Here is a 26,104-nt window from a genome sequence, read left to right as displayed (position 1 = left end):
CAGTGTTTCTGATTGACACGGAAGTGAGGTTAATATTGAGCACACTTTTAACGCCGATTGACTATATTCTGATTGCAGGCTATTTCATCATCTTGATGGGAATCGGAGTCTATCTACAGAAAAAAGCCTCCAACAGCATAGAGGATTATTTCATTGGCGGCCGAAGATTGCCGGGTTGGCTGCTCGGCATTGCTGGTTTCACTCAATTTGTCGACATCACGGGCACCGCGGTTATCATCTCATTCCTTTACATGCTCGGCCCCAAGGGCATGCTGATCGAGCTTCGCGGCGGGCTTGCTATCCATATGGCCGTCGTTCTGATCTGGGCCGGGAAATGGCATCGACGCAGCGGATGTATCACCGGAGCCGAGTGGATGATATTCCGCTTCGGTAACGGCCCGGACGGCAAGGCTGCACGGATCATCACAGCCATCGCAATGCAGATCTTCACAATCGGCATGGTTATTTACCTCGCAAAAGGCGTTGGCATATTCTTTTCCACCTTCCTGCCTTACAGTCCCCAGGCCTGCTCACTGGTTGTTATCTTGATCGCATGTGCATATACAGCCGCCTCCGGTTTCTACGGTGTCGTCTTCACTGACTTGTTCCAGGGACTGATCATCATTGCCGCCGTGCTGGTTGTGAGCGTTCTGGCAATCCAGAAAACCTGGTTCGATCCCAATTTCCCAGGCCTGGCAACCAGCATCTCCGGAGTGCAGGAATGGACCAGCTCCGTTCCCCACTGGAAGGTCGACATGCCCGAAGGATACGGAAACTACAATTTCCTCACCCTGATGGCAATGTTCTATCTTCTCAAGAGCGTCATAAATGGATTGGGCGGCGGCGGTGAGCCAAAGTATTTCGGCGCTCGAAACGACCGCGAATGCGGCACCCTGACTTTTCTCTGGACAAGCTTGATGGCCTTTCGCTGGCCGATGATGATCGGATTTGCGGTTCTCGGTATATATTTTGTACACCAGAACATACCGGACACGGCACTTCTCGCCGAAGCGGAGATGATGATCAAGAACACCTTCACCACTGTCACTCATCAGCAATGGGAACACACAGTCAGTGAGATCATCAAACATCCTACCGAATATCCGCAGCTCGTGACACAGCTTCGGGACTTACTGGGGTCCACCTGGCCAGAACAGATCCGGTTGACCAGCTTCCATGGCACCATCAATCCCGAACGCATTCTGCCTGTTGTGATCATGAATGCGATCCCGATCGGTCTCAAGGGCCTCTTGCTCATCGCCCTGACCTCCGCTTGCATGTCCACGTTCGACGGAAATGTCAACTGGGCCGTTGGCCTGATCACACGAGACCTGTACCAGGGCTTCTTCAGACCAAATGCAAGTACCAAAGAGCTGATTCGCATCAGTTGGCTCGGCACCGTCGCCATTGGTTTGATCGGATACTTCATGGCCTTCACCGTCAAAAACATCAACGACATCTGGGGTTGGCTTATGATGGCCCTGGGAACCGGCTTCTTCGTACCCAGCGCAATTAAGTTTTACTGGGAACGTTACAACGGCTGGGGTTTTACCATCGGCATGGCAATGGGGGTCGGCAGTGCCATCGTGCAGCGCATCTTCTGGCCGGATATGTCAGAGCTGTGGCAATTTGTCCTCACTGGCTCTCTCAGTCTGGCCGGATCTATAATCGGCACCCTGGCGACCAGGCCCATGGATCAGAACATCTTGTATAACTTTTACATGAAAACCAAGCCGTTTGGCCTCTGGCCCAATCTCAAGCAAAAACTGGATCCCCAAACCCGCAAGAAAGTCAGCCGGGAGCATTTCTTCGATATCATTTCATTGCCCTTTGTACTTGCCTGGCATTACCTGATCCTGCTCGTGCCGGTCCTGCTGGTTATCGGCAATTTCAAGGAGTTTGTCGGTGCAGGCATCATCTTGGCATTTGCATTGGGCGGCATGTACCTGTTCTGGTACAGACAGCTTCCCAGAGAAAACTTTTACGAAGACACAGAAGCTTACGATGCTGAGCTTGCAGTAAATAAAGATAACGACCAATGGGGTCAAACCGGTGTAGGGAAAGACGATGATTCAAACAAAAAGAAGTTTTTATGAGCGAACTGTCATATTAATATTATTCTTTGGATTATTTTGTTGGAATCTAATGGCCGAAAAAATACCTGAGCCCGTGGCGGATGCACCCGCCAAGATCTCCGTGGGAACATATTATTATCCCTGGTACATCAGGTCCAAACACAAGTGGAAACAGGCAATGCGTCTGCACCTCAGAACTCCGCAGATACCCAAAGCCGGCCTCTATGATTCACGAAATCCCAGTGTCATCGCCGAGCATATCGAGCAGAGCGTCCGGGCCGGCATTGAATTCTGGGCCGTTAGCTGGTGGGGCCCTGATGAGTCCACGGACCGCAACTTCAAGGATCATATCCTGACCCACCCGGAAGCTTCGAAACTAAAGTATGCGATCCTGTATGAATCGACAGGCCGATTCGGGAGTTTCAAAAATCCCGACTACAGCAACTGGATGGACGACATGCGATATCTCAAGGATCAATACTTCGATAATCCGAACTATTTGAAGATAAACGGCAGACCCGTCGTGTTCGTATATCTCTCCCGGGTCTATTTCCGCGGTAGGGGCGCAGATGCACTCGAGCAGATGCGCCGCGAACTCCCCGAAATCTACCTCGTAGGCGATGACGTATTCTACGGCGACTCCACCAGCGTTTACAAATCCGAATGGGCAAAAAACTTCGACGCCGTAACCGCCTACGATGTCTACGGCCAATCGATCAGCAAGTTGGGCGGCACGCAAAAAGCCGTGCAGTTTCTAGCCCACAATTACCAACAGGCAAAACAAGCCGCCAACAGCGTGGGAACAGCCTTCATCCCTGCGATCGCCCCCGGCTACAATGACACTGCTGTTCGGGATGGGCACCCCGGCCGGGCCCGTTACTTCACCGACACGCCCGATTCCCAGCCTGGAGACATTTTCAGAGCCATGATACGCAAGGCCGCAATCCCCAATACCGACCCTTCGTGCGACAACATCATCATGGTCACAAGTTTCAACGAGTGGTACGAGGACACCCAGATCGAGGCAACCTCCGGAACTGCACCCCCCAGCAAAACGGACGATTCCGAATCGGGCACGTACTACACCGGCGGCCAGACCTATTATGACTACGGTTATCTGTACCTCGATATCTTACGCCAGGAGATTGAAAAGAGCTTTATGGTTACTGAGGGTTTGAACGGCACATGTAACGGTAAGTTAAAGCAAAATTGAGCAGACTGCAGCAAACAGGCATTCAGCAAAAAAACATCTTACTCGAAAATACATGGAAGATTTAATCATGATGTCTCATAAAAACAGATTGACCTTTATAGGCTTTTTTATCATCTGCCTTTGCGGCTTTGGTTACTGCGAAGACGGCTCTGCTTCCGGTTCCGCCGCGGTGAGTGCAGAAAACCGCGATCCTCTCAGACCGTATGACGGCCCATCTGTACCTGGCTCCGACCCGAGCACATTGAAAGGCAAAGTTATGACAGGCTACCAGGGTTGGTTTAACTGCGAAGGAGATGGGGCAAACCTCGGTTGGACCCATTGGGCCAAAAACCGTAATAAACCGTTTGAGCCGAATAATATCGCCGTCGACCTGTGGCCGGATGTTTCAGAATATGACGATGATGAGCTCTATACCACCGGCTTTTTTCATGCCGACGGAACACCGGCTAAAACATTCAGTTCACATAATCGCAAAACCGTGCTGCGGCATTTCAAATGGATGCAGGATTATGGTATCGACGGCGCTTTCGTTCAGCGGTTCGCTAACGGCCTCCATGACAAAACCATGCGATATCACAAGGACGTGGTGCTCTCCAGTGCAAGAGAAGGCGCTAACCGATATGGTCGTACCTATACGATCATGTACGATCTTACCGGAATTCCGGACGAAGCAATCACTCGCGTGTTTGATGACTGGCGTATGCTCCGAGATAAAATGCACATTACCGAGGACCCGGCATTTCAGCACTATAATGGCAAACCGCTGGTTGCCATATGGGGCGTTGGTTTTAACAACCAGATCAAGCGCCGACCAGGCTTTGAGCAATGCAGGCAACTGGTCAAGAAATTCAAGGCCGATGGATGCAGTGTTATGCTGGGAATAGCCACCGGCTGGCGCGAACAGAACAATGACGCCTTGCAGAACCCCAAACTTCACGATCTGCTGTTAATGGCCGATGTGCTGAGCCCCTGGAGCGTCGGTCGTTTCGGCGATTTGCCCGGAGTGGAACGCCATGCGAAAAAATACTGGCGGCCGGACGCTGTCTGGGCCAAAGAACATGGGGTCGGATATATGCCGGTCGTGTTCCCCGGATTCAGTTGGCACAACCTCAAAGGAGCCGAACTCGATTCTATTCCCCGCCTCAAAGGTAAGTTTTTCTGGTCGCAGGTCCTTGCCGTGAAAAAGGCCGGCTGTGAAATGCTGTATATTGCAATGTTTGATGAGGTAGACGAGGCCACTGCTATTTTCAAATGCTCGAACAATCCTCCCACAACCGGCGGATCAAAATTTCTGACATATGATGGGCTTCCGAGTGATTTTTACCTGCGGCTGGCGGGAAGGGCCGGCAAACTGCTTCGCCGATGATATGCAATCGGACGTTCTAATGGCACACGATGGTGGCCGCTGATTTTTTGCGTCATGACAAAACCCATTACAAAAATCGAGAATATAAATTTCGTTACTGCCAAAATACATTGACATGTTCCAGGAGATAGTTTCAATGAAAAATTACATGCCCAACAGAAGAGACTTCTTAAAGGCAGCCGCAACTTCCGCCGCAGTTCCAGCTTTGACCGGCCTTGCCCGCGCTGCCGAAATCTCACAAAACAGCCGCAAAAAAACCAATCTGCTCTTCATCATGACCGATCAGCAGCGTTATGACGCTCTGAGCATTGCAGGTAACGATGTGCTCGAAACGCCCAACCTCGACCGACTGGCCAAACAGGGCGCCTACTTCAAAAACGCTTATTCACCCTGTGCCGTCTGCTGCCCAGCTCGTTCCTCGGTTCTCACCGGCTGTACAGTCGAGAACACCAAAATGCGCACCAACAGCCTGGCCTATTACCCCGAGAAAACAGGCCTGATGCCGATGCCCACATTCGATGAGATCCTGACCGATCGCGGCTACCATTGCGAATACTACGGCAAGTGGCACAGCCTCTCCTCTCACACCGATATCTACAAAAACCCCCTGAGCGAATCCAAAGAAGGACATTCCATCTTCAATCACGGCGGCCAGAAATACGTCTGGCTCGATTATCTCAAGGGCAAAGAGCCCAAAGGCAATCTCAAGCCCGGCCAGTTCCGCGATAATATGTCCAACAGGCCCTACAGGGCTGATCCAATTGATAAGCTCTATGGCAAAAACCCGGACCAACTGAAAATCAAAGATATGCGCATCGTCCAGCCCGATCAGCATGGCGAATTGCTCATGGACAAAGAAAACACACTGACCGCTTTCCAGGCCAAACAGACCATCGAAGCCATTGAACGGCTCAAGGACAAGCCATTCAGCATAACCTGCTCCTTCCATTTCCCGCATTCACCGATTCTTCCCACTGAACCATACTACAGCATGTACCCCGCAGAGGACATGGAACCCCCGGCCAGCATACACGACGACATGTCAAACAGCCCCTACGCAAACGCTAACGGCAGAAGACACCTCTCCGAATACCGCGACAAAGAAAAGATCAAGTACATGATCTCCAATTACTATGGACTGGTCAAAGAGATCGACGACTGGGTAGGCGAAATCCTCAAAGCCCTCGACCGCAACGGCATCGCCGACAACACCCTCGTCATCTTCACCAGCGACCACGGCGAAATGCTCGGTGCCCACGGCATGCGGGAAAAGAACGTATTCTACGAAGAGTCCGCCCACATCCCCCTGATGATCAGTTACCCCAATGCCATCAAAAACAATACAACTGTAGACGGATATGTTTCGCTGATCGACCTGTTTCCAACGATCCTTGACTATCTCCAGGCAGGCAATCAAAACTGCGATGGCACAAGCCTCCGCGGCCTGATCGAGGGCACCGACTCCGAGCACGGCCAGTATGTCGTCACCGAATGGGACTACAGAGGCGACGTATCACCCAACTACATGATCGTCAAGGACGGCTGGAAGTTGATGATACCCTATTCCAAAACCTCAAAAGTTCTCAATGCCATGTATGACCTGAATTCGGATCCGCACGAAATGAACAACCTTCTCGGCAAGAACCCCGATCGGCAACAGTACGCAGACAAAGCGGAAGAACTTCGCAAATCTCTCCTCGAATGGCTCAAAAAAAACCATTCGAAGCATTATGAAGGGGTCAAAGCTAGAAAATTGGTCTAGATCCTGCTTGGCATTAAGCTGAATAAGTTTCAACCAGGTCGGCAATAACTCGTCAGGTCGTAGTTTTTGTCATTTTAAATGTAAATACATATTGGCCGTAATATGGCAAGTTAGCGGGAATATTGTATTGACAAAAGCCCGGCCATAGGTTAACTTTGATCATTGGAATGAATGAACATTGTAAAGCATTGACTTTGCCTTAAGGAGGTTTGCTATGCTGGCATATAAACGAAAAAACAAAGCATTTACTTTAATAGAGCTGCTCGTTGTTATCGCCATCATTGCCTTATTGCTCTCTATCCTTATGCCGTCCTTGCAAAAAGTAAAAGAAAGTGCCATGGCAGTAGTCTGTGGGTCCAATTTGAGGCAATGGAACATAGCGATGTCGTTTTACACAAACGACAACAACGACACGTTCCCCGATGCCGATTGGGATGATGACGGCCAAAATGACCCGCGAGGCCAGTGGTGGTTTTTGCCCCTGCGACCTTATTACGAGGACCAGCCGGACATCATGCTGTGCGCCAAGGCCGACAAAAAGCAGGACATAAACTCAGCGGCAGATTGGGTCGCGGACGGTCGCTACTTCCCGCAGGATCGCGACGAATGCTGGGGCAGAAAGATAATTGACGAGGATCACCCCGATTACGGCGAGTGGTTCTGGTCAAGTTACGCGCCCAACTCCTGGCTGATGGACCCAAGCGAAGGCACATGGGGCGCACCGCTGCCGACTGAAGCATTCTGGCGAAGACTTACTAACGTTAAGCAACGTTCACAAGTGCCTTTTTTTGTCGAATCCAGCGCCGTCGATGTCTGGCCGCATCACACGGATGAACCAAATTCAGAAGAGTTTGGTGTTAATGACGGCCGAGGTTCAATGCGAGCCTTGACGCTGCTTCGACACGGAACAAAAACCAACATCGTCTTTATGGACGGCTCCTTGAGAAAGGTGGATATCAAAGAACTCTGGGGTTTCAAATGGCACCAGCAGTATGATCGCAATTACCCCGATAATCCTTACACGCAAGACGATGCTCCCTGGCCGTCATGGATGAGATAGAACACAGTAACAATTATTAATGTCGCTCAATCCATTTCTCAGGAATGGATTCGACGAGGAAAAACACATTTGAAAAGGAATTTGAATGAATCGACGTACCTTTTTGAAAAATTGTGCACTAACCGTCGGTGCAGCGTCATTCAGCGGTTGTGCAGGAATGACCGGCCCGAGCGACAAGCCTTCTTCTGCCAGCGACCGCCCCAACATAGTCTACATCCTCGCCGACGATCTGGGCTACGGCGACGTTTCCTGCATGAACAAAGATTCAAAGATTCACACAACCAACATGGACCGGCTCGCCGCCGAAGGAATGATCTTCACTGATGCCCACGCCGGTGCAGCCGTCTGCACACCAACCCGATACGGCATCCTCACCGGACGATACTGCTGGCGCAGCCGTTTGAAAAAGGGCGGCATCTGGGGCGATTCACCACCAGTGATCGAGAAAGATCGCATGACCGTCGCCTCCATGCTCAAGCCTTACGGCTATCACTCAGCCTGCATCGGCAAGTGGCACCTGGGCTGGCACTGGCAGATGAAGGACGACAACCCCGAACAGATCGACTTCACCAAACCGATCCAGCAAGGCCCCACAACCAACGGCTTCGACTACAGCTTCTGCCTCCCCGCCTCCCTGGACATCCCTCCCTACGTCTACGTGGAAAACGACAAGGTGACCGCACCGCCGAACCGCGTCGTCGAAGGCAAAACAGGCAAACTCCTCATGCGCGAAGGCCCAACCGGCGCGGACTTCGTCCACAAGGATGTGCTCCCCGATTTGACCGAAAAAGCGGTCACATACATCGACCAGCGCAGCGAATCGAACAAACCGTTTTTCTTGTATTTCGCCTTGCCCGCGCCGCACACCCCAATCCTGCCGACCGAACAGTTCCGGGGCAAAAGCGGCACCAACGAATACGGCGATTTTGTTCTCCAGGTTGATCACACGGTCGGACAGGTCATGCGCGCCCTTAAACGAAACGGCCTCAAAGAGAACACCCTGTTCATCTTCACCAGTGACAACGGCTGCGCTCCGCACGTCAACTTTGAAGAATTAGCCGAATACGGCCATGACCCAAGCTACCTCTTCCGCGGACACAAAGCGGACATATACGAAGGCGGCCACCGAATGCCCTTCATCGCCCGCTGGCCAAAGCGAGTCAAAGCGAAAACCAGATGCAGCGACACCACCTGCCTGACCGACCTTATGGCAACCGCCGCAGACATCAACGGCATCGATCTCCCCGACAGCGCCGCCGAAGACAGCGTCAGCATGCTCCCCAACCTCTTGCGGACCGCGACCGGCCCCCTCCGCGAAGCAACGGTGCACCAGTCCGTCAACGGGTCGTTCTCGATCCGGCAGGGTAAGTGGAAACTGATACTCTGCCCCGGCTCCGGCGGTTGGAGCCCGCCCCGTCCCGGCAGCCCGAAGATAAAAGATCTGCCTCCGGTTCAGCTATATGACCTCAGCAGCGATATCGACGAAAACGAAAATCTGCACGCCCAGCATCCTGAAATCGTCCGCCGCCTGACCAACCTGCTGCAAAGTTACATCGACCGAGGCCGAAGCACGCCAGGCCAACCACAGAAAAACAATGGTAAAGTGCCGATCAGGCCATGACTGATCAGCCGAGTTTCATGAAATTATTAGTTCTCAGACCTCAAAGTTCACATAAATGAAAGACGCAATGAAACGGAATATAATGAAAAGTAAACCAGCAATTGTTTTAGTATTGTTCTTAGCACTGTGCTTGAATGGCGGATGCCAGGACGGCTCTCGTGTTTCTCATTCTGTCCGATCTGGTGATGGTCTCCAGGCTGTTCTTGATAGCGGAAATGACCTCGTCCTTGAAAAAAACACTGTTTACGAAATTGATGAAACCTTAGTTTACAAGTTTGACGGACAAACGATAAAGACGAAAGACGCGGAATCCATTTCTGATTACGCCACGCTGCGGATCAAGTCTCCCGATCTGATGCTTCTTCTTGACGGCAACCACAAAGACAACATAGTCCTTGAAAATGTTTCCCTCGACGGTAACAGATACCGGCTCTCAACCGTTGCAAAAGAAAATGTCACCGGCGGCGGTGGACAGCCGCCGCTTGTGTTTTTCGGCGGCAATGGAGCCGAGGGACAAATCGTCAGAAACAACGTTTTCATGAGCACCCGCACCTGGTCAACTCTCAAAGTGCACGAAGGTGCCGCGGACATTCTGGTCGAAGGCAACATTTTTCTCGGCGCAGGAACCGGACCGAGAGGGAATGGAAGAGAAAAACGCGAAGTACCGTTCGCATGGGGCGATGCCATCTCCTGTGCCGCGAAGAACACGATCGTACGTAACAACTTGATCATCGATCCCACAGATGTCGGCATAGTTTTCTACGGAGCCCCCGGTTCGATCGCAGAGAACAACGTCATTGCATCCGTATCTCGCGAATCACTCGGCGCAATCAACCTCGTTGACGGTTTTCTGTATCCGCTCGATGACCCGAATCATTTCAGCTATCGAAACACGACAGTACGAAACAACTACATCGATGCATTCGGCTCCCGCATTCATATTGCGATCCCCATGGGAGCCGGCGTCTGGGTCCCGCACTTGAAAGACAGAATACTGGTAGGTGCCAGTGTCCACGGCAACACAGTCGCAGGCGGGGCCGCAGGCTACGGCTACGTTGTTAACGGTGTAGAAGACTTCAAAGTCTACGGCAATAAAAGCACCGCAAGCTACAGCGGCTTGGCCGATGGGCTTAACGCACGCAAACGCCCGGACGAACCGGGGCCATTCCTCTTTGATCCGGACCGGATAGAAAACTGCCAACTGCAGGAAGAGTTTCAACCCTGCCAAAAACATCTATTACACTTGCTCCGCTGCAACCATGGCGACACCAACGATCTCGGCTATCGCATCTACAAATATGGCGAGTTTGAAGTCAAGGCTGTCATAAACGCTGCATACCTGGAAATGCTCGGCAGGGAACCCACCGAGACCGAAATGACGGAAAATATCAAATGGATGCAGAGTACCCAGACCAACGCAGACACGCTTAGACGTAAACTGATGGCCGGCGACGAATTTGTTGAAAAGTTTGGACGCTTTCTACCTGATGATCTCCATCCCTACAGAATCGAGCTGTGGCTGGATATCATTGACAACATTCAAAAAGATAGTATGAAGCAAAAAGACTCACTGCCCGACGCTGAAACGATCTACCGGCAGGCCGTTTTGCGGCTTGATCGAAGTAAGATCGGTCGATCGAGCTGATATGTCGCACGTATGGGTGCCGGTTAGCATGTTATTAATGATTTATTATGCGGCTGGCACATTAAATTTCTTGCAAACGAACGGTTTATCAAGAAAATTACAGGTTAGAGTAAACACTCCAAAAGCACACAAAGAGAGGAATGACAAAAATGACGCACAATAAAGCAACAACAATAATATTGGTTTTCCTGGGCATTGCAATGATATCCGGTTGCGGCGTTCACGCAAAGTCTCAGGATGTCGTTCAGTATGTCGATCCGTACATAGGTACTTCAGGACACGGCCACACATTCCTTGCCGCCACGGTCCCGTTCGGCGCAATCCAACCCGGGCCGAATGGTTTCAATAAAGGCTGGGACTGGTGCTCCGGCTATCATTATTCCGATTCCGTCCTGGTCGGTTTTTCTCACACGCACCTCAGCGGAACCGGCATCGGCGACCTCGGCGATATCATGATGATGCCCTTTACCGGCGAGATCAAAACCCAGCCCGGCAGCGACGCGGACCCCGATTCAGGATACGCATCCCGCTTCAGCCACGACAACGAAACCGCTCGGCCCTCGCACTACTCCGTCAAGCTTGACGACTACGACGTGAAGGTGGATCTCACAGCCACCGAACGGGTCGCCATGCACAAATATACCTTCCCAGCCGACAAGACCGGACACGTCATCGTCGATCTCCAGCAGGGAAACACCGACCACGCGACTAAAACATATATCAGGCAAATTGACGATACCACCTTCGGCGGATACCGCTTCTCCACAGGATGGGCAAAGGACCAGCGGGTCTATTTCGCAATGAAATTCCAGAACGGCCCCCGAAGCTTCACGGTTTATGATGGCGCTCGCAAGCTGAAAACCAATACCACGAAAAGCAACAAAATAAAGGGCGTATTCACTCTCGATGCCGACTCCGAACCGGTATTGCTCAAGGTCGCAATATCTCCGGTCAGTGTTAAAAACGCTCTTGGTAATATCCGCACCGAAATGCCTCATTGGGATTTTATGCGGGTTGTCGAACAGGGACGAGAAGAGTGGAACCGGCAGCTTAGTTGTATTAACATCGAAAGTGGCAGCGACAGCGTTAAACGCACGTTCTACACCGCACTCTACCACACGATGATCGCACCGGTCTTGTTCAACGACAGCAACGGCCAGTACCGCGGCACGGACAAGAAAGTTTATGCCGATCCCGGATTCGAAAACTACAGCATCTTTTCACTCTGGGACACATACCGTGCCCAGCAGCCGTTGCTGACGATTACCGAACCCCAGCGTGTAGACGACATGGTGAAGTCCATGCTGGCCATCTACGATCAGCAGGGCGTTCTGCCCGTCTGGCACTTGCTTGGCAACGAAACCTGGACCATGGTCGGCTACCATGCCGTTCCCGTCATCGTGGACGCCTACATGAAAGGCTTCGACGGATTTGATCCCGAACGCGCATTCGAAGCGATCAAAACTTCCGCAATGCACGAACGCGAAGGCGTGGAATTCCTCAAGGAAATGGGATACATACCCGGCGACAAAGAAAACGAGGCAGTCGCAAAGGCACTCGAATACGCCATTGACGACGCCTGCATAGCACTAATGGCCGAAAAGCTCGGCAAGACCGAGGATGCCCAATACTTCCGCAAACGCGCGCTTGCATACGCCGAATATTTCGATCCGACCACTAAGTTCATGCGGGGCAAAATGGCCGACGGCTCTTGGCGAAAACCCTTCGATCCGGTTGCTTCCACCCACCGCAAGGACGATTACTGCGAAGGCAACGCCTGGCAGTATACCTGGCTCGTCCCCCAGCATCCCGAAGGTCTGATAGACCTCTTCGGCAGCGACCAGGCTTTCACAGAAAAGCTGGATCGGCTGTGGGCTGTAAGTTCCGAGCTCAGCGAGGGAGCTTCCAGTGACATATCAGGCCTGATCGGTCAGTACGCACACGGCAACGAGCCCGGCCACCATATCTCGTATCTTTACGCTTTCGCCGGCCAGCAGTACAAGACCGCCGAAAAGGTCCGCCGCATCATGGATACCATGTACCATGACGGCCCAGACGGTCTCTGCGGCAATGAGGACTGCGGCCAGATGTCTGCATGGTATGTCTTCTCCGCCCTCGGCTTCTACCCCGTACATCCCGCTGCCGGCGTCTACGTACTCGGAAGCCCCGCCCTCGACGAGGCCCGTATCCAGATCGACGGCGGCGAAACCTTCACCATTCGTGCCGAAAACAACAGCCCCGAAAATATCTACATCCAGTCAGCTTCTTACAACGGCAAACCCTACACCAAAGGATACATCACTCATGAAATGATCGTAAACGGCGGAACGCTGGTGCTCCAGATGGGCGACACGCCAAACCTCGCCTTCGCTTCAAAGCCTCAGAATCGCTCCAGCTCACCCTTGTTTAATAACAGCAAACAGGCAACAGCAGGGCATATAACTGCCAAATAATATTTTAGAAGTTAATTATTGAGGAAAACTATCATGCGAATGAAGACAGTGCCAATACTTCTGACGTTCTTCGCCATGGGTGTCGCCGACGCAATGGGCCCCATGTCAGACGCAGTAAAAGAGAACTATGAACTTAGCAACGTGATGGCAACGCTGCTGTCATTTTTCGTATTTATCGCTTTCGCGGTATTCAGCGTCCCCGGCGGACTGCTTGCTGCCCGCATAGGCAAAAAGAAGCTGCTGCTTCTCGGTCTGGGCCTCAACGTCGTCGCAATGGCTGTTCCCTGTTTCATCGTTCCGAACTTCGCGCTGCTTCTGGCGTGCATCTTCGCACTCGGCGTAGGTACCACGTTCCTGCAGGTCGCGGGCAACCCCATCATGCACGACGTAAGTGCCGAGGGCAACTACGGCCGAAACCTCAGCTTCGCACAGGGCTTCAAGGGCATCGGCAGCACGGCTTCTACCTACCTGGTGACCGCTATCGCCGGCATTGCTTTGTTCAGCTCTATGGGTTGGCGCGGTGTTTTCCCGTTTTTCGCACTGCTTATGGCAGGTGCGTTCATCTGGGTGGCCTGCATCAAAGTAAAAGAGACTCAGCCCGACACGCCCCCGAACATTGGCTCCAGCCTTTCGCTTCTTAAAAAACCGGTCTTTGCACTGGCTGTACTCGGCATATTCCTCTACGTAGGCTCCGAGGTGTGCATGGCAAGGTTCCTCAAGCCTCTGCTCGAAAATATGGGCCTCTCCGCTGACAAAGCAACCAGCTTCGGACCCGGCTTCTTCTTCCTATTGCTCACCATCGGTCGTCTCATAGGTGGCGCAGTTCTCAATTTCATGACTTCCCGAACATTCTTCCGCGTCTCCGCTGCAATGGGCCTGGCAGGCGCGATCATCCTGACCACGGGCGTTTCCTCCATTGCTGTCGTTGGTGTTGCTCTCGCGGGCTTCGGCTTTGCCAACATCTGGCCCATGCTCTTTTCGATCACCGTCGAGAAGGATCCCGAACGCGGCAGCGAACTCAGCGGCCTTATGTGCATGGCCATCTCAGGCGGTGCACTGATACCGCTTCTGATGGGTAAGTTCGTCGATCTCGACTGGGGCCCCAGAGCCTTTATCGTCCCAGTCGTCTGCTTTGTCTACCTGACGATACTGTCATTGCAGAACGACAAGCCAAAACAAGCAGAAATGGTCGAAGAAGCCGTACCAAGTCCATAAGCGAAAAAGGAATAATTTATGACTAAGACAGACGATCAACGCATTGTACTGACACTCGACGCAGGCGGAACAAACTTCGTATTCTCAGCCATGCAGGCCAACAAAGAGATCGCAACTCCCGTCCGCCTGCCCGCCAACGCCCACGATCTCGACAAAAGTCTCGAGTCTATGGTCGCCGGCTTTTCGCAGGTGATCGACCAGCTCGACACCAGACCGGCAGCCATCAGCTTCGCCTTCCCGGGCCCCGCTGACTATCCCAGGGGCATCATAGTAGCGCCGCCGAACCTCAAGGTCTACCACGGCGTCGCACTCGGCCCGTTCCTTGAGGACAAATTCGACATGCCCGTCTACATCAACAACGACGGCGACCTGTTCGTATACGGCGAAGCGATCGCCGGCTTCCTGCCCAAGGTTAACAAAATGCTCGAAGATGCAGGCTCGCCCAAGCGTTTCAACAAGCTGTTCGGCATCACGCTCGGCACCGGCTTCGGCGGCGGCATTGTCGCCGACGGAGAGCTCTACATCGGCGACAACTCCACCGCGGGCGAGATCTGGATCACTCGCAGCAAACGCCACCCCAAATGCTTCGCCGAAGAGGGCGTCAGCATCCGCGCCGTAAAAGGCACCTACGCCCGCATCACCGGTATCGACCCTGCAGACGCACCCGAACCCAGGGACATCTACGAAATCGGCACCGGCAAGCATGACGGCAACAAGGATGCGGCACTGCAGGCGTTTGCCGAACTCGGCGAATGCGTCGGCGATGCCCTCGCAAACGCAATCTCCCTGCTCGACTGTCCGATCGTCATCGGCGGCGGCCTCTCTGCCGCATACCCGCTGTTCATCGATTCGGTACTCAAAGAAATGAACGGAACTATCGATAGTCTCGCTGGCGACAAACTCCCTCGCATGGTCCAGAAGTCGTTCGACCTCGAGGACCCCGAAGACAAAAAGCGCTTCATGCAGGGCGACATCAAAGAGGTCCAGGTCCCCGGCACCCAGAAAACCATCAAGTACGACCCCATGAAACGCCTCGGCCTCGGCAGAGCCGTCCTTGACACCAGCCAGGCCATCTCCATCGGCGCCTACGCCTTCGCCCTAAGCCAACTGGACCAGTAACTTGCAGTTGTACTAGCTATTAAAGGACTCGCGTTAACTCGTGAGTCCTTTTTTAAATAAACCAGAACGAGGGATGGGGTAAGCAGGGGACCCACCAATATACTACTCAGCGGCGTTATCCTGAAAATACGGGTTCCGTTAAGACAGTTAAGCGCTGAGTTATCCAGTTAATTTTATTGCTTTAGTCTTGAAATATTATTATCATGCAGCAGTCTAGTGTTATTTACATCGCTTGCAGTCTCGATGTAAGTGTAGTTAAACACTGATCTTATGTAATAAAGAGCGGCTCCAGCTAAAGACAGGTCCGACTTTTGAAAGGACTCTGAACCAAACCCTGCGATAAGGGACATATGCCGCAAGTTAAAGTTTTGACTGAGGTTACAAAGGATAACTATGCGAAGACGTGATTTCTGCAAGGCAGCAGTTTCTGTTCCGTTTTTTCTCTCGTCCAGCGTGCTCGGCAACGACGCCCCCAGCAATCGCCTTAACATGGCATCCATCGGCACCGGCCGAATGGGCCGAGGCGACATGAAAAGCTGCCTCTATAACGGCCTAAAGCGAAACATACGAATCGTCGCAGTTTGCGATGTCGACCGCAGCAGGGCCCTCGCCGCCAAAAAAGCCGTAGAAGACATCTACACCAAACAGCTCGGTCAGGGCAATTTCACCGAAGTACAGGCATACACCGACTATCGAAAATTACTCGCCCGCAAAGACATCGACGGCGTCACCATCTCCACCCCCGACCACTCACACGCTCTGATCGCCGTCGCCGCCGCCAAAGCTGGCAAGGACATCTACCTCCAAAAGCCCCTCACCTACACCATCGCCGAGGGCCGAAAGCTCGTCAAAGCTGTTCGCAGCAACAACGTCATACTCCAGACCGGCTCCCAGCAGCGATCCAGCGTCTACTTCCGCAAGTCCTGCGAACTGGTCCGCAACGGACGCATCGGCAAGCTCCGGAAGATCGAAGTCGTCATACCAACCGACCACGGCACAGCCGACGCATCACCCATGCCCGTCCCGGCCAACCTCGATTACGACATGTGGCTCGGCCCCGCCCCCAAAGTCCCGTACACCGACCATCGCGTACACCCGCAGAACGGTTTCAGCCGCCCCGGCTGGCTCCAGATAGGCCAGTACTGTCACGGAATGATCACCGGCTGGGGCGCTCACATGTACGACATAGCTCAATGGGCAATGGGCACCGACAAGGACTCCGGCCCCGTCAAGGTAAAGGCCCAGGCCGAATACCCCGACCGCGGACTCTTCGACGTTCACACCGCCTTCACCGCCGATGCAGAATACGCCAACGGAGTCAAGCTCACCTCACACAACGGCAGCCCCGGCGTCAAGTTCATCGGCACCGACGGTTGGATCTGGGTCGAACGCGGCTCATTCAAGGCCCACGACATGAACATCTTCCGCGAAAAATTGAGCGATACCGACGTCAAGCTCCCCGTCAGCAACAACCACATGGGCAACTTCCTCGACTGCATGCGATCCCGCAAGGACCCCCTCGCCCCCGTAGAGGTCGGCCACAGGTCGAACACCGTCTGCGTGATCCACCACATCGCAATGAAGCTCGGCCGTCCTCTGCAGTGGGACCCCAAAACCGAACGTTTCGTCAATGACGACCAGGCAAACGCAATGCTCGACTACGAACACCGCCAACCCTGGACCGTCTGATCAGGCCGGCATGGTTAGCACATTTGACCCGAAGGAGAAAATACTCATGAACATCAAGCGTTTCACGGCAAACCGGAGCCTTCTGCTGACTTGCATCATCGCTGCCGCCTCCTCCGCAGCATCCCCCGCACCGCGCACATCCGGCACCTTCGCCGTCCAGAAAAACGCCGAAACCATCACGCTCTCCCACGACAGCAGCAACATCCTCACCTACCACCACGCTACGCACCCCGTACCCGACCACGTCGACCCCCTCTATCGCCGCAGCGCCTTCATCCACCCGCTCTATTCCCCCACCGGCCGCGTCCTCACCCGCATCCAGCCGCCCGACCACTACCACCACTACGGCATCTGGAACCCCTGGACCAAAACCCGCATCGCCGGCCGGCAAGTCGACTTCTGGAACCTCGGCAAGGGCCAGGGAACCGTCCGCTTTAACCGCATCGAATCCACAACCTCCGACCCCAACCGCTGCGGCTTCACCGTCCGCCACGACCACGTCCAGCTCAAGGGCCCACACGCACCCCGCACCGCCATCGACGAAACATGGACCGTCCGCGCCTCAGCCACAACCATCCACGCCCGCAAAGCATGGGTCGTCGACCTGACCTCCACCCTCAAAAACGTCCTTGACGTACCCATCACCCTCGACCAGTACCGCTACGGCGGCGGACTCGGCTTCCGCGCCACCGAACAGTGGCAAAAAGACAACACCACCGTCCTCACCTCAAAAGGCAAAACCCGCACCGACGCCGACGGCACCCGTGCCCGCTGGTGCAGCATCACCGGCAGCTTCGACGACCCCCAGCAAACCAGCGGCATCCTATTCCTCAGCCACCCCGACAACCGCCGGCACCCCGAACCCATGCGTGTCTGGCCCGAAAACTCAGTCGGCGGCAGGGGCGATATGTTCTTCGAGTTCTGCCCCATCCGCCACAAAGAATGGATCCTCGAACCCGGCAAAGAATACACACTAAAATACCGAATGATAGTTTACGACGGCAAAATCGATACCCAAACAGCGGAGGCATTATGGCACAATTTCGCAGCACCACAAAACAACGTCACTCAACAGCAAAATTCACCACGGCCCTCGGACTGATCCTCATGATCGCCGCTTCGATCCACCTCGCCGGTCGATCGCACGCAAACCAGCCCGACGACAACCCCGCCGCACACATCCTCATCTACACCCGCAACGGCAAAGGCTTCGTCCACAAGAACATCGACGCAAGCGTCGCATGCCTCGAAAATATCTGCAAAACCAATAACTGGACCACCCACGCCACCGACGACGCAGCCGTTTTCGACACCGACCTCAGTCGCTTCGACGTCATAGTCTTCTCCAACACCAACAACCAGGCCTTCACAACCGACGACCAGCGAAGCGCATTCCAAACCTACATCCGGCAGGGCGGTGCATTCGTAGGCATCCATTCCGCCTGCGGCTCAGAACGCTCCTGGCCCTGGTTCTGGGCAAACGTCGGCGGAAAGTTCAAAAGACACCCACCGTTCCAGCCCTTCGACATCAAGGTGATCGACTCCGACAACCCCGCAACCGAAACCCTCCCCGCCGTCTGGAAGTGGGAAGACGAATGCTACTACCTCGACAACCTCAATCCCGACATCCACGTCCTCCTCGCCGCCGACATGACAACCGTAAAAGACAGCAAAAAAGACGAATACCCCGGCAAAGTCTTCGGCAACTACTTCCCCCTCGCATGGTGCCACCAGTTCGACGGCGGCAGACAATTCTACACCGCCCTCGGCCACGACCCCAAACACTACAAAGACAAAAACTTCATAAACCACCTGACCGGCGGGATCAAGTGGGCCCTGGATGAAGAGGCTGTCGCTGATAATAACTGATACTGGACCAATGTATTTCTAAGAAAGAGAGGTTTTTCTATGAAGCGCAGAGATTTTTTAAAGAGCGGTTTGCTGGCAACTGGCACAATGGTATATGCGCCAAACATAGTTTCTTCTGCCGTTTTCGCCAAAACTACCCCAAACGACAAAATAAACATTGGTCAAATTGGTTTCGGCCGGATCGCAAGAAGCCACGATCTCCCTGAGACCATGAAGCACGATATGTGCAGAGTTGTCGCTGTAGCTGACGTCGACATGGACCGTGCACTGGACGGCAAAAAATGGATCGAGGACTACTACAGCAAGAAGACGGGCAAGGACAATTATGTAAACGTCAAGGCCTATCAGGATTACCGCGAAATGTTGGCTGATGAAAGCATCGATGCAGTCATCATTTCCACGCCCGACCACTGGCACGCTCAGCCCGCCATGGAAGCGGCTCTGGCAGGCAAGGACATCTACCTGCAAAAGCCCGCAGCGCTTACGATCAAAGAAGGCAGGCAGATGAGCGACGTGCTCAATAAGACCGGACGCATTTTCCAGATGGGAAGCCAGCAGCGGTCCGTAAACCCCTGGCCGCAGTTTAAGTGGGTTTGCGAATTGGTTCGCAACGGCGCTATCGGCAATGTCAAACACGTAAAGGTTGGTCTGGGCACGGACCCGGCAGGCGATTTCTGGCCCAGAATGGAAATACCGAAAAATCTGAACTATGACATGTGGCTGGGATCCACGCCTCGCATCTTTTACACCGAAAAACGTGTCCACCCTCAAAAGGGCTACGGCCGCCCAGGCTGGCTCCGCGTGCGTCAGTTCGGCGCTGGCATGATCACCGGCTGGGGTGCACATCACATCGACACCGCCCACTGGGGCATGGGTACCGAACACACCGGCCCGATCGAAATAGAAGGCACAGGCGAATTCCCGCAGAAAGGCCTTTGGAATGTACACGGCGATTTTGATACCTATTCAAAGTACGCAAACGGCGTCACTATGCACGTCAGCAGCAAACACCCCAACGGCGTCAGATTCGAAGGTGAAAACGGATGGATTTTCGTTTCTCGCGGCAATGCAAAAGTAACTGCCAGCGATCCCGTCTCCGGTGACCCAAACAACAAAGCCATGCAGGTGAGCGACCCTGATATCCTGCAACACAAAATTGGCCCCAACGATGTTCATCTTTACGAAAGCCCCGAGCAGCACCTCAACTGGCTCAATAGCATCCGCAGCCGTAAAGAGACCGTTGCTCCTGCCGAAGTCGGCCACCGTTCCTGCAGTGCGTGCCTGCTCAATCATATCGCCATGCAGCTTCCCGGCAAACTGCAGTGGGACCCGCACCGTGAGCAGTTCATCGACAACGATGAAGCTAACCACCGCCTGGCCAGGGATCAACGCTATCCTTACGGCACAAACTATGTCAAAATCTAGAAGCTGTTTATTTACAAAATTTTATCAGGTGAAAACAATGATTCAGAAAATTTCCATGGCTCTGATTGGAGCATTAATTCTTATGGCAGGGTGCAGTGCAAACAGTAATATTTCTCAGTCCGAAGATCAGGTAAGCTTCATAACTCTGGACCCGGGGCACTTCCACGCGGCACTGGTGCAGAAAACCATGTACGAAGGCGTTTCCCCCACAGTCAATGTATACGCCCCTGAAGGACCCGACGTAAAGGATCACCTCAAACGCATCGAAGGATTCAACACGCGCACCCAGGCTCCGACTAACTGGACGGAAAAGGTTTACACAGGCGACGATTTCCTTCAGAAAATGATTGATCAGAAAAAGGGCAACGTGGTCGTTGTCTCCGGCAACAACAGCAAAAAAACCGATTACATTTACAAGTCAGTCGACGCCGGCTTCAATGTTCTTGCTGACAAGCCGATGGTGATCATTCCTGAAAAATTCGATCTCCTCCTCGAAGCATTTGATACTGCCGAGAAAAACGATGTGCTGCTCTATGACATCATGACCGAACGCTATGAGATCACTACAATTCTCCAGAAGGAGCTTTCACAGATCGAACCGCTGTTTGGTGGTCTCGTTGCCGGCACCCCCGACAATCCCGCAGTCACAAAAGAAAGCGTGCACCATTTCTTCAAGTACGTAGCGGGCAACCCGATCAAAAGGCCCGGCTGGTTCTTCGATCCCGAACAGCGAGGCGAAGGTCTGTCCGACGTGTCCACGCATCTCGTTGACCTGATCCAGTGGGAATGCTTCCCCGGCCAGATCATCGATTACAAAAGTGACATCAAAATGCTTGACGCACGCAGGTGGACAACAAGCATGACCAAAGAACAATTCAGCAAGGTCACGGGCCTCGAACCTTATCCGGACTATCTTTCACAGTATGTTGAAGGCGACAAGCTCAATGTCTACTCCAATGGTGAAATGAACTACGTTATCAATGGAGTTCACGCGAAGGTATCAGTTGCATGGAATTATCAGGCACCCGAAGGAGCCGGCGACACTCACTATTCCATAATGCGTGGCAATCGTGCCGATCTGATAATCCGGCAGGGCGAAAAGGAAGGTTACAAACCTACTCTTTACGTCGAAGCTGTAAACGGCAGCGAAATTGCGGCCCAGCTCAAAAAGGCGGTCCAGCAGACGCTGCAGAACAAATACCCGGGCATCGCCCTGGAGCAGCTCACTGATGGCAAATGGAAAGTTGTGATCCCCGACAAGTACCGCGTCGGCCATGAAGCACATTTTGCCCAGGTTACAGAGAAGTATCTTAATTTCCTCGAGCAAGGCCGGATGCCTGAATGGGAGGTCCCCAACATGATAGCAAAATATTACACAACCATGCAGGCCCTCGAAACAGCAAGCAAGTGATCAAAAAAACTGACAGCAATCATTTCACTAAAACCTGTTTTCGGCAAGGTCATTACATTGGCCTTGCCGAAACAAAGGGCTGCGGGGTGAATTAAGATGCTATGAAAGCCAGATACCCCGGCAAAGTCTTCGGCGACTACTTCCCCCTCGCCTGGTGCCACCAATTCGACGGCGGCAGACAATTCTACACCGCCCTCGGCCCCCCAAAACACTACAAAGATAAAAACTCCATAAACCACCTGACCGGTACCCTGAAATGGACCCTAAACCCCAAAAGCACCCCCCAATAACAGTTCAGGCAACCCAAAAGCCCCCAAACCAGATTAAGCTGAAATCTAGACATACTTTTAATTCTCATCTTGCAAAGTAAAGCAAATCCTTGTATAAATACCTACGCCAGAAAACGGTTTGACTTGAGAATCTGAGCTTGTGATCCCTAAGACGTTGGCAACCAGCGTAGATTTCTTCAACTTTGCAGAGGCACCAGTTTGTATTGCGGTCCACGAAAATAGTTCACTGCGAGAAATAAAATGTGTAATGCCCACAAGCACCCACCAGTGACCTGCCCCCGAATTATGTACCAGCTACTGTTAGAGAGTTGTCCTTCTCATCTGTCGTATATTGCTGTAGCTGAGCCGTAGGCGAAGCGGAAGCAATGCACGTGGCGGCGAACTCGGCCGGGGTCGCGTAGTCCAGCCCGCTGTGCGGCCGATGGTTATTATATTCCATCCGCCACTGTTCGACAATCACTTTCGCTTCCTTAACCGAATAAAACAGCTCACGATTGAGCACCTCATCTCTGAACTTGCCGTTGAACGATTCGATGAAGCCATTTTCCCACGGCTGACCCTTCTCGATATAAAGCGTTTCGACGTTCTTTTTGCCGAGCTTCTTCTTGATCGCACTAGCCACAAATTCCGGCCCGTTGTCGCTACGTATAAACCCAGGCACGCCTCGGACCGCAAACAGGTATTCCAGCGTTTCAACCACATCGCCCGACTTGATCGACCTGCCTACTTCTATCGTAAGCGACTCACGCGTGAACTCATCGAGCACCGTGAGAAACTTCAGACTGCGACCGTCCTCGCTCTGGTCGCTGACGAAATCATACGTCCAGACATGGTCCTTGTAGTCGGCTTTTTGCACGCTGCAGCTGTTGTCGCTGTTGCCTTTCGTTTTTCGTCCTTTGCGTCTGTGAGGCACCTGTAATGCTTCCTTTCGCCATATTCGTTGAACTCGTTTATGATTTACACGCCAGCCATGCTGACGAAGCTTGGCCGTTATAAACCTGTAGCCGTAGCTTTGGTGTTCCTTTGCCAGCTCGATTATCTTGCTGGTCAGTGCCGTGTTCGTTGGCTGCTGCTGAGGTTTATACCGCTGGCTGGCTCGCGGCTGACCTATCACCTTGCATGCCCGACGCTCGGATACGGCCAGACTCTTTTGAACATGCCTGGCCGCTTTGCGTCTCCGGGCCGGGCTCAGTAATTTCCCGAAAGCGCCTCTTTGAGTATGGCGTTGTCCAGTGCCTGGTCGGCAACGAGCTTTTTGAGCTGGGCGTTCTCTTTTTGCAGGGCCTTGAGCTGCTTGACCTGGTCGAGCTTCATGCGGCCGTATTGCTTGCGCCAGTTGTAGTAGGTCGCCTCGCTGATGCCCAGCTCACGGCAGGCCTGCTGGACCGTACCGCCGGAGCCGATTACAGCATCCGCCTGGCGGAGCATCTTGACAATCTGTTCGGGACTGTGATTCTTGCGTTTCATAAGAGCATCCTTTCCATAAAAACTAACAAATTATAACGGATACTCTCTAATCAGCAACGGTACAGTTTTTCGGGGTCAAGCCACCAGGCTGTGAATGCGGTTTTGGGCCGCCATATCCTCGAGTTGAAGTAATCGTTAATAAACTATGGTTACCAGATGGCGGGTCAAGGACAGTTGCCGAGCTAACGGTGAGGTTTCCTATTCCTAAAACTAAGTTCTTTCATGTACTAGACGATACTTCAAAGAAGAGCGTTCTTGAAACAACTTCGAAAGAATTACAAAAAATAGCGGATAGACGGTTTGGATACGGAAGAATAGAGGTGAGTACTACTGCTATTAAAAAAGGATCTATTGAAGTAGTAGCTGTCCTGTGTGCCCTCTATTTATTTTTCAAGGACTATGAGGCCGTAAGAAAAGGGGTTTTACAATTTTCAAATGATATTAGTAAAGCGTCCCGAAGTTTGTATCAAGTTGTTAAAAAGAAATATTTGTCTGAAGAAAACAGAGCACTAAAAAGGAAAAAAGCAGAAAAGATCGTGCGGGAGCAGGAAGACTCTAAAATAAAAAAAACAGGATGAAGTAAACCTAGCTTCAATAAGATTGCTTAAGAAAAGAGATATAAACTAGTGCCGTTTCAAAAATATAATTTTAACTTTTCCATGATTTAAGACTTGCGCCATGCATAATCTGGTATTATATAGAATGACACGAAGAAATAATTTCACGCTTACAAGCAGAGAAAGGGATTTCTTATGTGTCTGTACGCCAGAGACCTCAGTACCAGTGAAGGCCAGCAAATTCAGCGGATACTCCGCAGCAGCAAAAGCCGAATCAAGATTCGTCGCGGCCAAGTCATTCTTGCCTCTAACCAGGGCTATAAAGTTCCTGCTATCGCCGAGCTGGTTCACTATTCGCCGCACCATGTCAGGGTCATCATCAAAGACTTTAACCAACGCGGCCTTAAGGCGTTGGAGCCCAAGCCCCGGCCGGGAAGACCGCCGGAGTTTACCGAGGACGACAAGGCCATTATTGCCGAGACTGCAAAATGTCCGCCCGACCTTCTGGACTGCCCTTTTAAGCGGTGGTCGCTGGAAAAACTGCGTGAATATCTTGTCCAGGAAAAGATCGTTCCTACGATCAGCATTGAAACACTCAGGACCATCCTGCGTGAAAAGAAGGTCAAGCTCCGGCGGACAAAGACGTGGAAAGAGTGCAACGACCCCAATCTCAAGTCTAAAAAAAACTAATTCGCAGATATGTGAACCAGCCGGCCTCAAACGGGCCGACCATATCATTCGACGAGTTCGGACCGCTGGAGATTCGTCCTCAGCCAGGCCGGAATTACTGTCATACCGACCATCCCAAGAGGCTGCCTGCGACCTATACCCGCAAACACGGCGTTCAGCACTGGCTGGCGTTTTACGATGTCCATCAGAAAAAGCTCTGGGGATATGTTCGGCCACGCAAGCGGCATCAGGAGTTCTTGGAAGTTTTGAAACTGACCAGGAAAAAGTATCCGGCAAACCAGCGGATCCATCTGATACTGGACAATTTCTCGCCGCACCGCAAGGACAAGGTTCTGCGGTACTGTCGCGAGAACAATATTCATCTGATCTGGACGCCGACCAACGCATCATGGCTAAATCCTATCGAATGTCAGTTTACCCATGTTAAGGAATTCGTCATACGCGGAACTAATTATCAAAACCACAATGAGCTTAAAATCGCTCTGAATAGATACGTAGCATATCGCAATAAAAAAAATCAGCAAAAGTTAAACTTAGATAATTGAAACGGCACTAGTGCCGTTTCAAAAATATAATTTTAACTTTTCCATGATTTAAGACTTGCGCCATGCATAATCTGGTATTATATAGAATGACACGAAGAAATAATTTCACGCTTACAAGCAGAGAAAGGGATTTCTTATGTGTCTGTACGCCAGAGACCTCAGTACCAGTGAAGGCCAGCAAATTCAGCGGATACTCCGCAGCAGCAAAAGCCGAATCAAGATTCGTCGCGGCCAAGTCATTCTTGCCTCTAACCAGGGCTATAAAGTTCCTGCTATCGCCGAGCTGGTTCACTATTCGCCGCACCATGTCAGGGCCATCATCAAAGACTTTAACCAACGCGGCCTTAAGGCGTTGGAGCCCAAGCCCCGGCCGGGAAGACCGCCGGAGTTTACCGAGGACGACAAGGCCATTATTGCCGAGACTGCAAAATGTCCGCCCGATCTTCTGGACTGCCCTTTTAAGCGGTGGTCCCTGGAAAAACTGCGTGAATATCTTGTCCAGGAAAAGATCGTTCCTACGATCAGCATTGAAACACTCAGGACCATCCTGCGTGAAAAGAAGGTCAAGCTCCGGCGGACAAAGACGTGGAAAGAGTGCAACGACCCCAATCTCAAGTCTAAAAAAAACTAAT

The 26,104-nt window shown here is 52.5% G+C and carries 21 protein-coding genes and 1 pseudogene; 21 read left to right on the top strand and 1 reads right to left on the bottom strand.

The genetic code is table 11. From position 1 onward, the window contains the following. Positions 1-35: 35 nt before the first annotated feature. The 17 genes and pseudogenes from STSP2_RS14515 (at position 36) to STSP2_RS18145 (ending at position 22,213) form a co-directional block, all read left to right on the top strand. Positions 36-2,096 (top strand): sodium:solute symporter family transporter, encoded by a 2,061-nt coding sequence (locus STSP2_RS14515; RefSeq protein WP_169853250.1) that lies wholly within the window; start codon positions 36-38, stop codon positions 2,094-2,096. Positions 2,097-2,145: 49 nt separating this feature from the next. After that, on the top strand, positions 2,146-3,288 hold the full coding sequence (locus STSP2_RS14510) for a glycoside hydrolase family 99-like domain-containing protein (protein WP_169853249.1): 1,143 nt from the start codon (positions 2,146-2,148) through the stop codon (positions 3,286-3,288). A gap of 67 nt (positions 3,289-3,355) precedes the next feature. Beyond that, a complete protein-coding gene (locus tag STSP2_RS14505) occupies positions 3,356-4,654 on the top strand; it encodes a glycoside hydrolase family 99 protein (protein WP_146663452.1) in 1,299 nt (432 codons plus the stop codon). A 136-nt stretch (positions 4,655-4,790) separates the two neighbouring features. Further along, positions 4,791-6,416 carry a sulfatase-like hydrolase/transferase gene (locus tag STSP2_RS14500; protein ID WP_169853248.1) on the top strand — a complete coding sequence of 542 codons (1,626 nt, stop codon included), beginning with the start codon at positions 4,791-4,793 and terminating at the stop codon, positions 6,414-6,416. Between the two features lie 214 nt (positions 6,417-6,630). Next, positions 6,631-6,714 (top strand): annotated as a pseudogene (locus STSP2_RS18150) (prepilin-type N-terminal cleavage/methylation domain-containing protein); the annotation flags it as partial. Between the two features lie 84 nt (positions 6,715-6,798). Continuing rightward, on the top strand, positions 6,799-7,476 hold the full coding sequence (locus STSP2_RS14495; RefSeq protein WP_236782713.1) for a hypothetical protein: 678 nt from the start codon (positions 6,799-6,801) through the stop codon (positions 7,474-7,476). 85 nt (positions 7,477-7,561) lie between these two features. Beyond that, positions 7,562-9,097 (top strand): sulfatase family protein, encoded by a 1,536-nt coding sequence (locus STSP2_RS14490; RefSeq protein WP_169853247.1) that lies wholly within the window; start codon positions 7,562-7,564, stop codon positions 9,095-9,097. An 82-nt stretch (positions 9,098-9,179) separates the two neighbouring features. After that, positions 9,180-10,742, top strand: a complete 1,563-nt coding sequence (locus STSP2_RS14485) for a right-handed parallel beta-helix repeat-containing protein (RefSeq protein ID WP_169853246.1) — start codon at positions 9,180-9,182, stop codon at positions 10,740-10,742. 149 nt (positions 10,743-10,891) lie between these two features. Further along, entirely contained in the window at positions 10,892-13,195 is a 2,304-nt protein-coding gene (locus STSP2_RS14480) for a GH92 family glycosyl hydrolase (RefSeq protein WP_205847919.1), read from the top strand. Positions 13,196-13,228: 33 nt separating this feature from the next. After that, positions 13,229-14,410, top strand: coding sequence for an MFS transporter (locus STSP2_RS14475; RefSeq protein WP_146663447.1), 1,182 nt, complete (start codon positions 13,229-13,231; stop codon positions 14,408-14,410). Positions 14,411-14,428: 18 nt separating this feature from the next. Continuing rightward, positions 14,429-15,529, top strand: a complete 1,101-nt coding sequence (locus STSP2_RS14470) for an ROK family protein (protein WP_146663446.1) — start codon at positions 14,429-14,431, stop codon at positions 15,527-15,529. A gap of 393 nt (positions 15,530-15,922) precedes the next feature. Next, positions 15,923-17,218 carry a Gfo/Idh/MocA family protein gene (locus STSP2_RS14465; protein ID WP_146663445.1) on the top strand — a complete coding sequence of 432 codons (1,296 nt, stop codon included), beginning with the start codon at positions 15,923-15,925 and terminating at the stop codon, positions 17,216-17,218. Positions 17,219-17,264: 46 nt separating this feature from the next. Further along, complete coding sequence (locus STSP2_RS14460; protein WP_169853245.1) at positions 17,265-18,320, top strand: DUF6807 domain-containing protein; 1,056 nt, start codon at positions 17,265-17,267, stop codon at positions 18,318-18,320. Further along, the gene (locus tag STSP2_RS14455; RefSeq protein WP_169853244.1) at positions 18,251-19,087 is read left to right on the top strand and encodes a ThuA domain-containing protein; all 837 of its coding nucleotides are present in this window, start codon (positions 18,251-18,253) and stop codon (positions 19,085-19,087) included. Before STSP2_RS14460 ends, STSP2_RS14455 begins: the two co-directional genes overlap by 70 nt. A gap of 39 nt (positions 19,088-19,126) precedes the next feature. After that, on the top strand, positions 19,127-20,512 hold the full coding sequence (locus tag STSP2_RS14450) for a Gfo/Idh/MocA family protein (protein ID WP_146663442.1): 1,386 nt from the start codon (positions 19,127-19,129) through the stop codon (positions 20,510-20,512). A gap of 82 nt (positions 20,513-20,594) precedes the next feature. Continuing rightward, positions 20,595-21,923 carry a putative oxidoreductase C-terminal domain-containing protein gene (locus STSP2_RS14445; RefSeq protein ID WP_205847918.1) on the top strand — a complete coding sequence of 443 codons (1,329 nt, stop codon included), beginning with the start codon at positions 20,595-20,597 and terminating at the stop codon, positions 21,921-21,923. Between the two features lie 101 nt (positions 21,924-22,024). After that, the gene (locus STSP2_RS18145) at positions 22,025-22,213 is read left to right on the top strand and encodes a ThuA domain-containing protein (RefSeq protein WP_146663440.1); all 189 of its coding nucleotides are present in this window, start codon (positions 22,025-22,027) and stop codon (positions 22,211-22,213) included. 283 nt (positions 22,214-22,496) lie between these two features. On the opposite strand, the gene STSP2_RS14435 is transcribed toward STSP2_RS18145, so the two are convergent. Further along, a protein-coding gene (locus tag STSP2_RS14435; RefSeq protein WP_418202197.1) for an IS3 family transposase occupies positions 22,497-23,680 on the bottom strand; the annotation gives its coding sequence in 2 pieces (ribosomal slippage) (positions 22,497-23,416 and positions 23,416-23,680; 1,185 coding nt in all). A 188-nt stretch (positions 23,681-23,868) separates the two neighbouring features. Here STSP2_RS14435 and STSP2_RS14430 point away from each other — a divergent pair. The 4 genes from STSP2_RS14430 (at position 23,869) to STSP2_RS14415 (ending at position 26,103) form a co-directional block, all read left to right on the top strand. Further along, positions 23,869-24,258 carry a hypothetical protein gene (locus STSP2_RS14430; protein ID WP_146663439.1) on the top strand — a complete coding sequence of 130 codons (390 nt, stop codon included), beginning with the start codon at positions 23,869-23,871 and terminating at the stop codon, positions 24,256-24,258. A 174-nt stretch (positions 24,259-24,432) separates the two neighbouring features. After that, positions 24,433-24,927 carry a helix-turn-helix domain-containing protein gene (locus STSP2_RS14425; RefSeq protein ID WP_146659735.1) on the top strand — a complete coding sequence of 165 codons (495 nt, stop codon included), beginning with the start codon at positions 24,433-24,435 and terminating at the stop codon, positions 24,925-24,927. Between the two features lie 11 nt (positions 24,928-24,938). Beyond that, positions 24,939-25,472 carry a transposase gene (locus STSP2_RS18140; protein ID WP_169852969.1) on the top strand — a complete coding sequence of 178 codons (534 nt, stop codon included), beginning with the start codon at positions 24,939-24,941 and terminating at the stop codon, positions 25,470-25,472. A gap of 136 nt (positions 25,473-25,608) precedes the next feature. Continuing rightward, positions 25,609-26,103, top strand: a complete 495-nt coding sequence (locus STSP2_RS14415) for a helix-turn-helix domain-containing protein (RefSeq protein WP_146659256.1) — start codon at positions 25,609-25,611, stop codon at positions 26,101-26,103. Position 26,104 lies beyond the last annotated feature (1 nt).

Origin of the sequence: Anaerohalosphaera lusitana (assembly GCF_002007645.1) — a bacterium.
Classification (GTDB): Bacteria; Planctomycetota; Phycisphaerae; order Sedimentisphaerales; family Anaerohalosphaeraceae; genus Anaerohalosphaera; species Anaerohalosphaera lusitana.
Note: the sequence above shows the minus strand (reverse complement) of the source record. Positions and strands in the feature narration are given on the sequence as shown.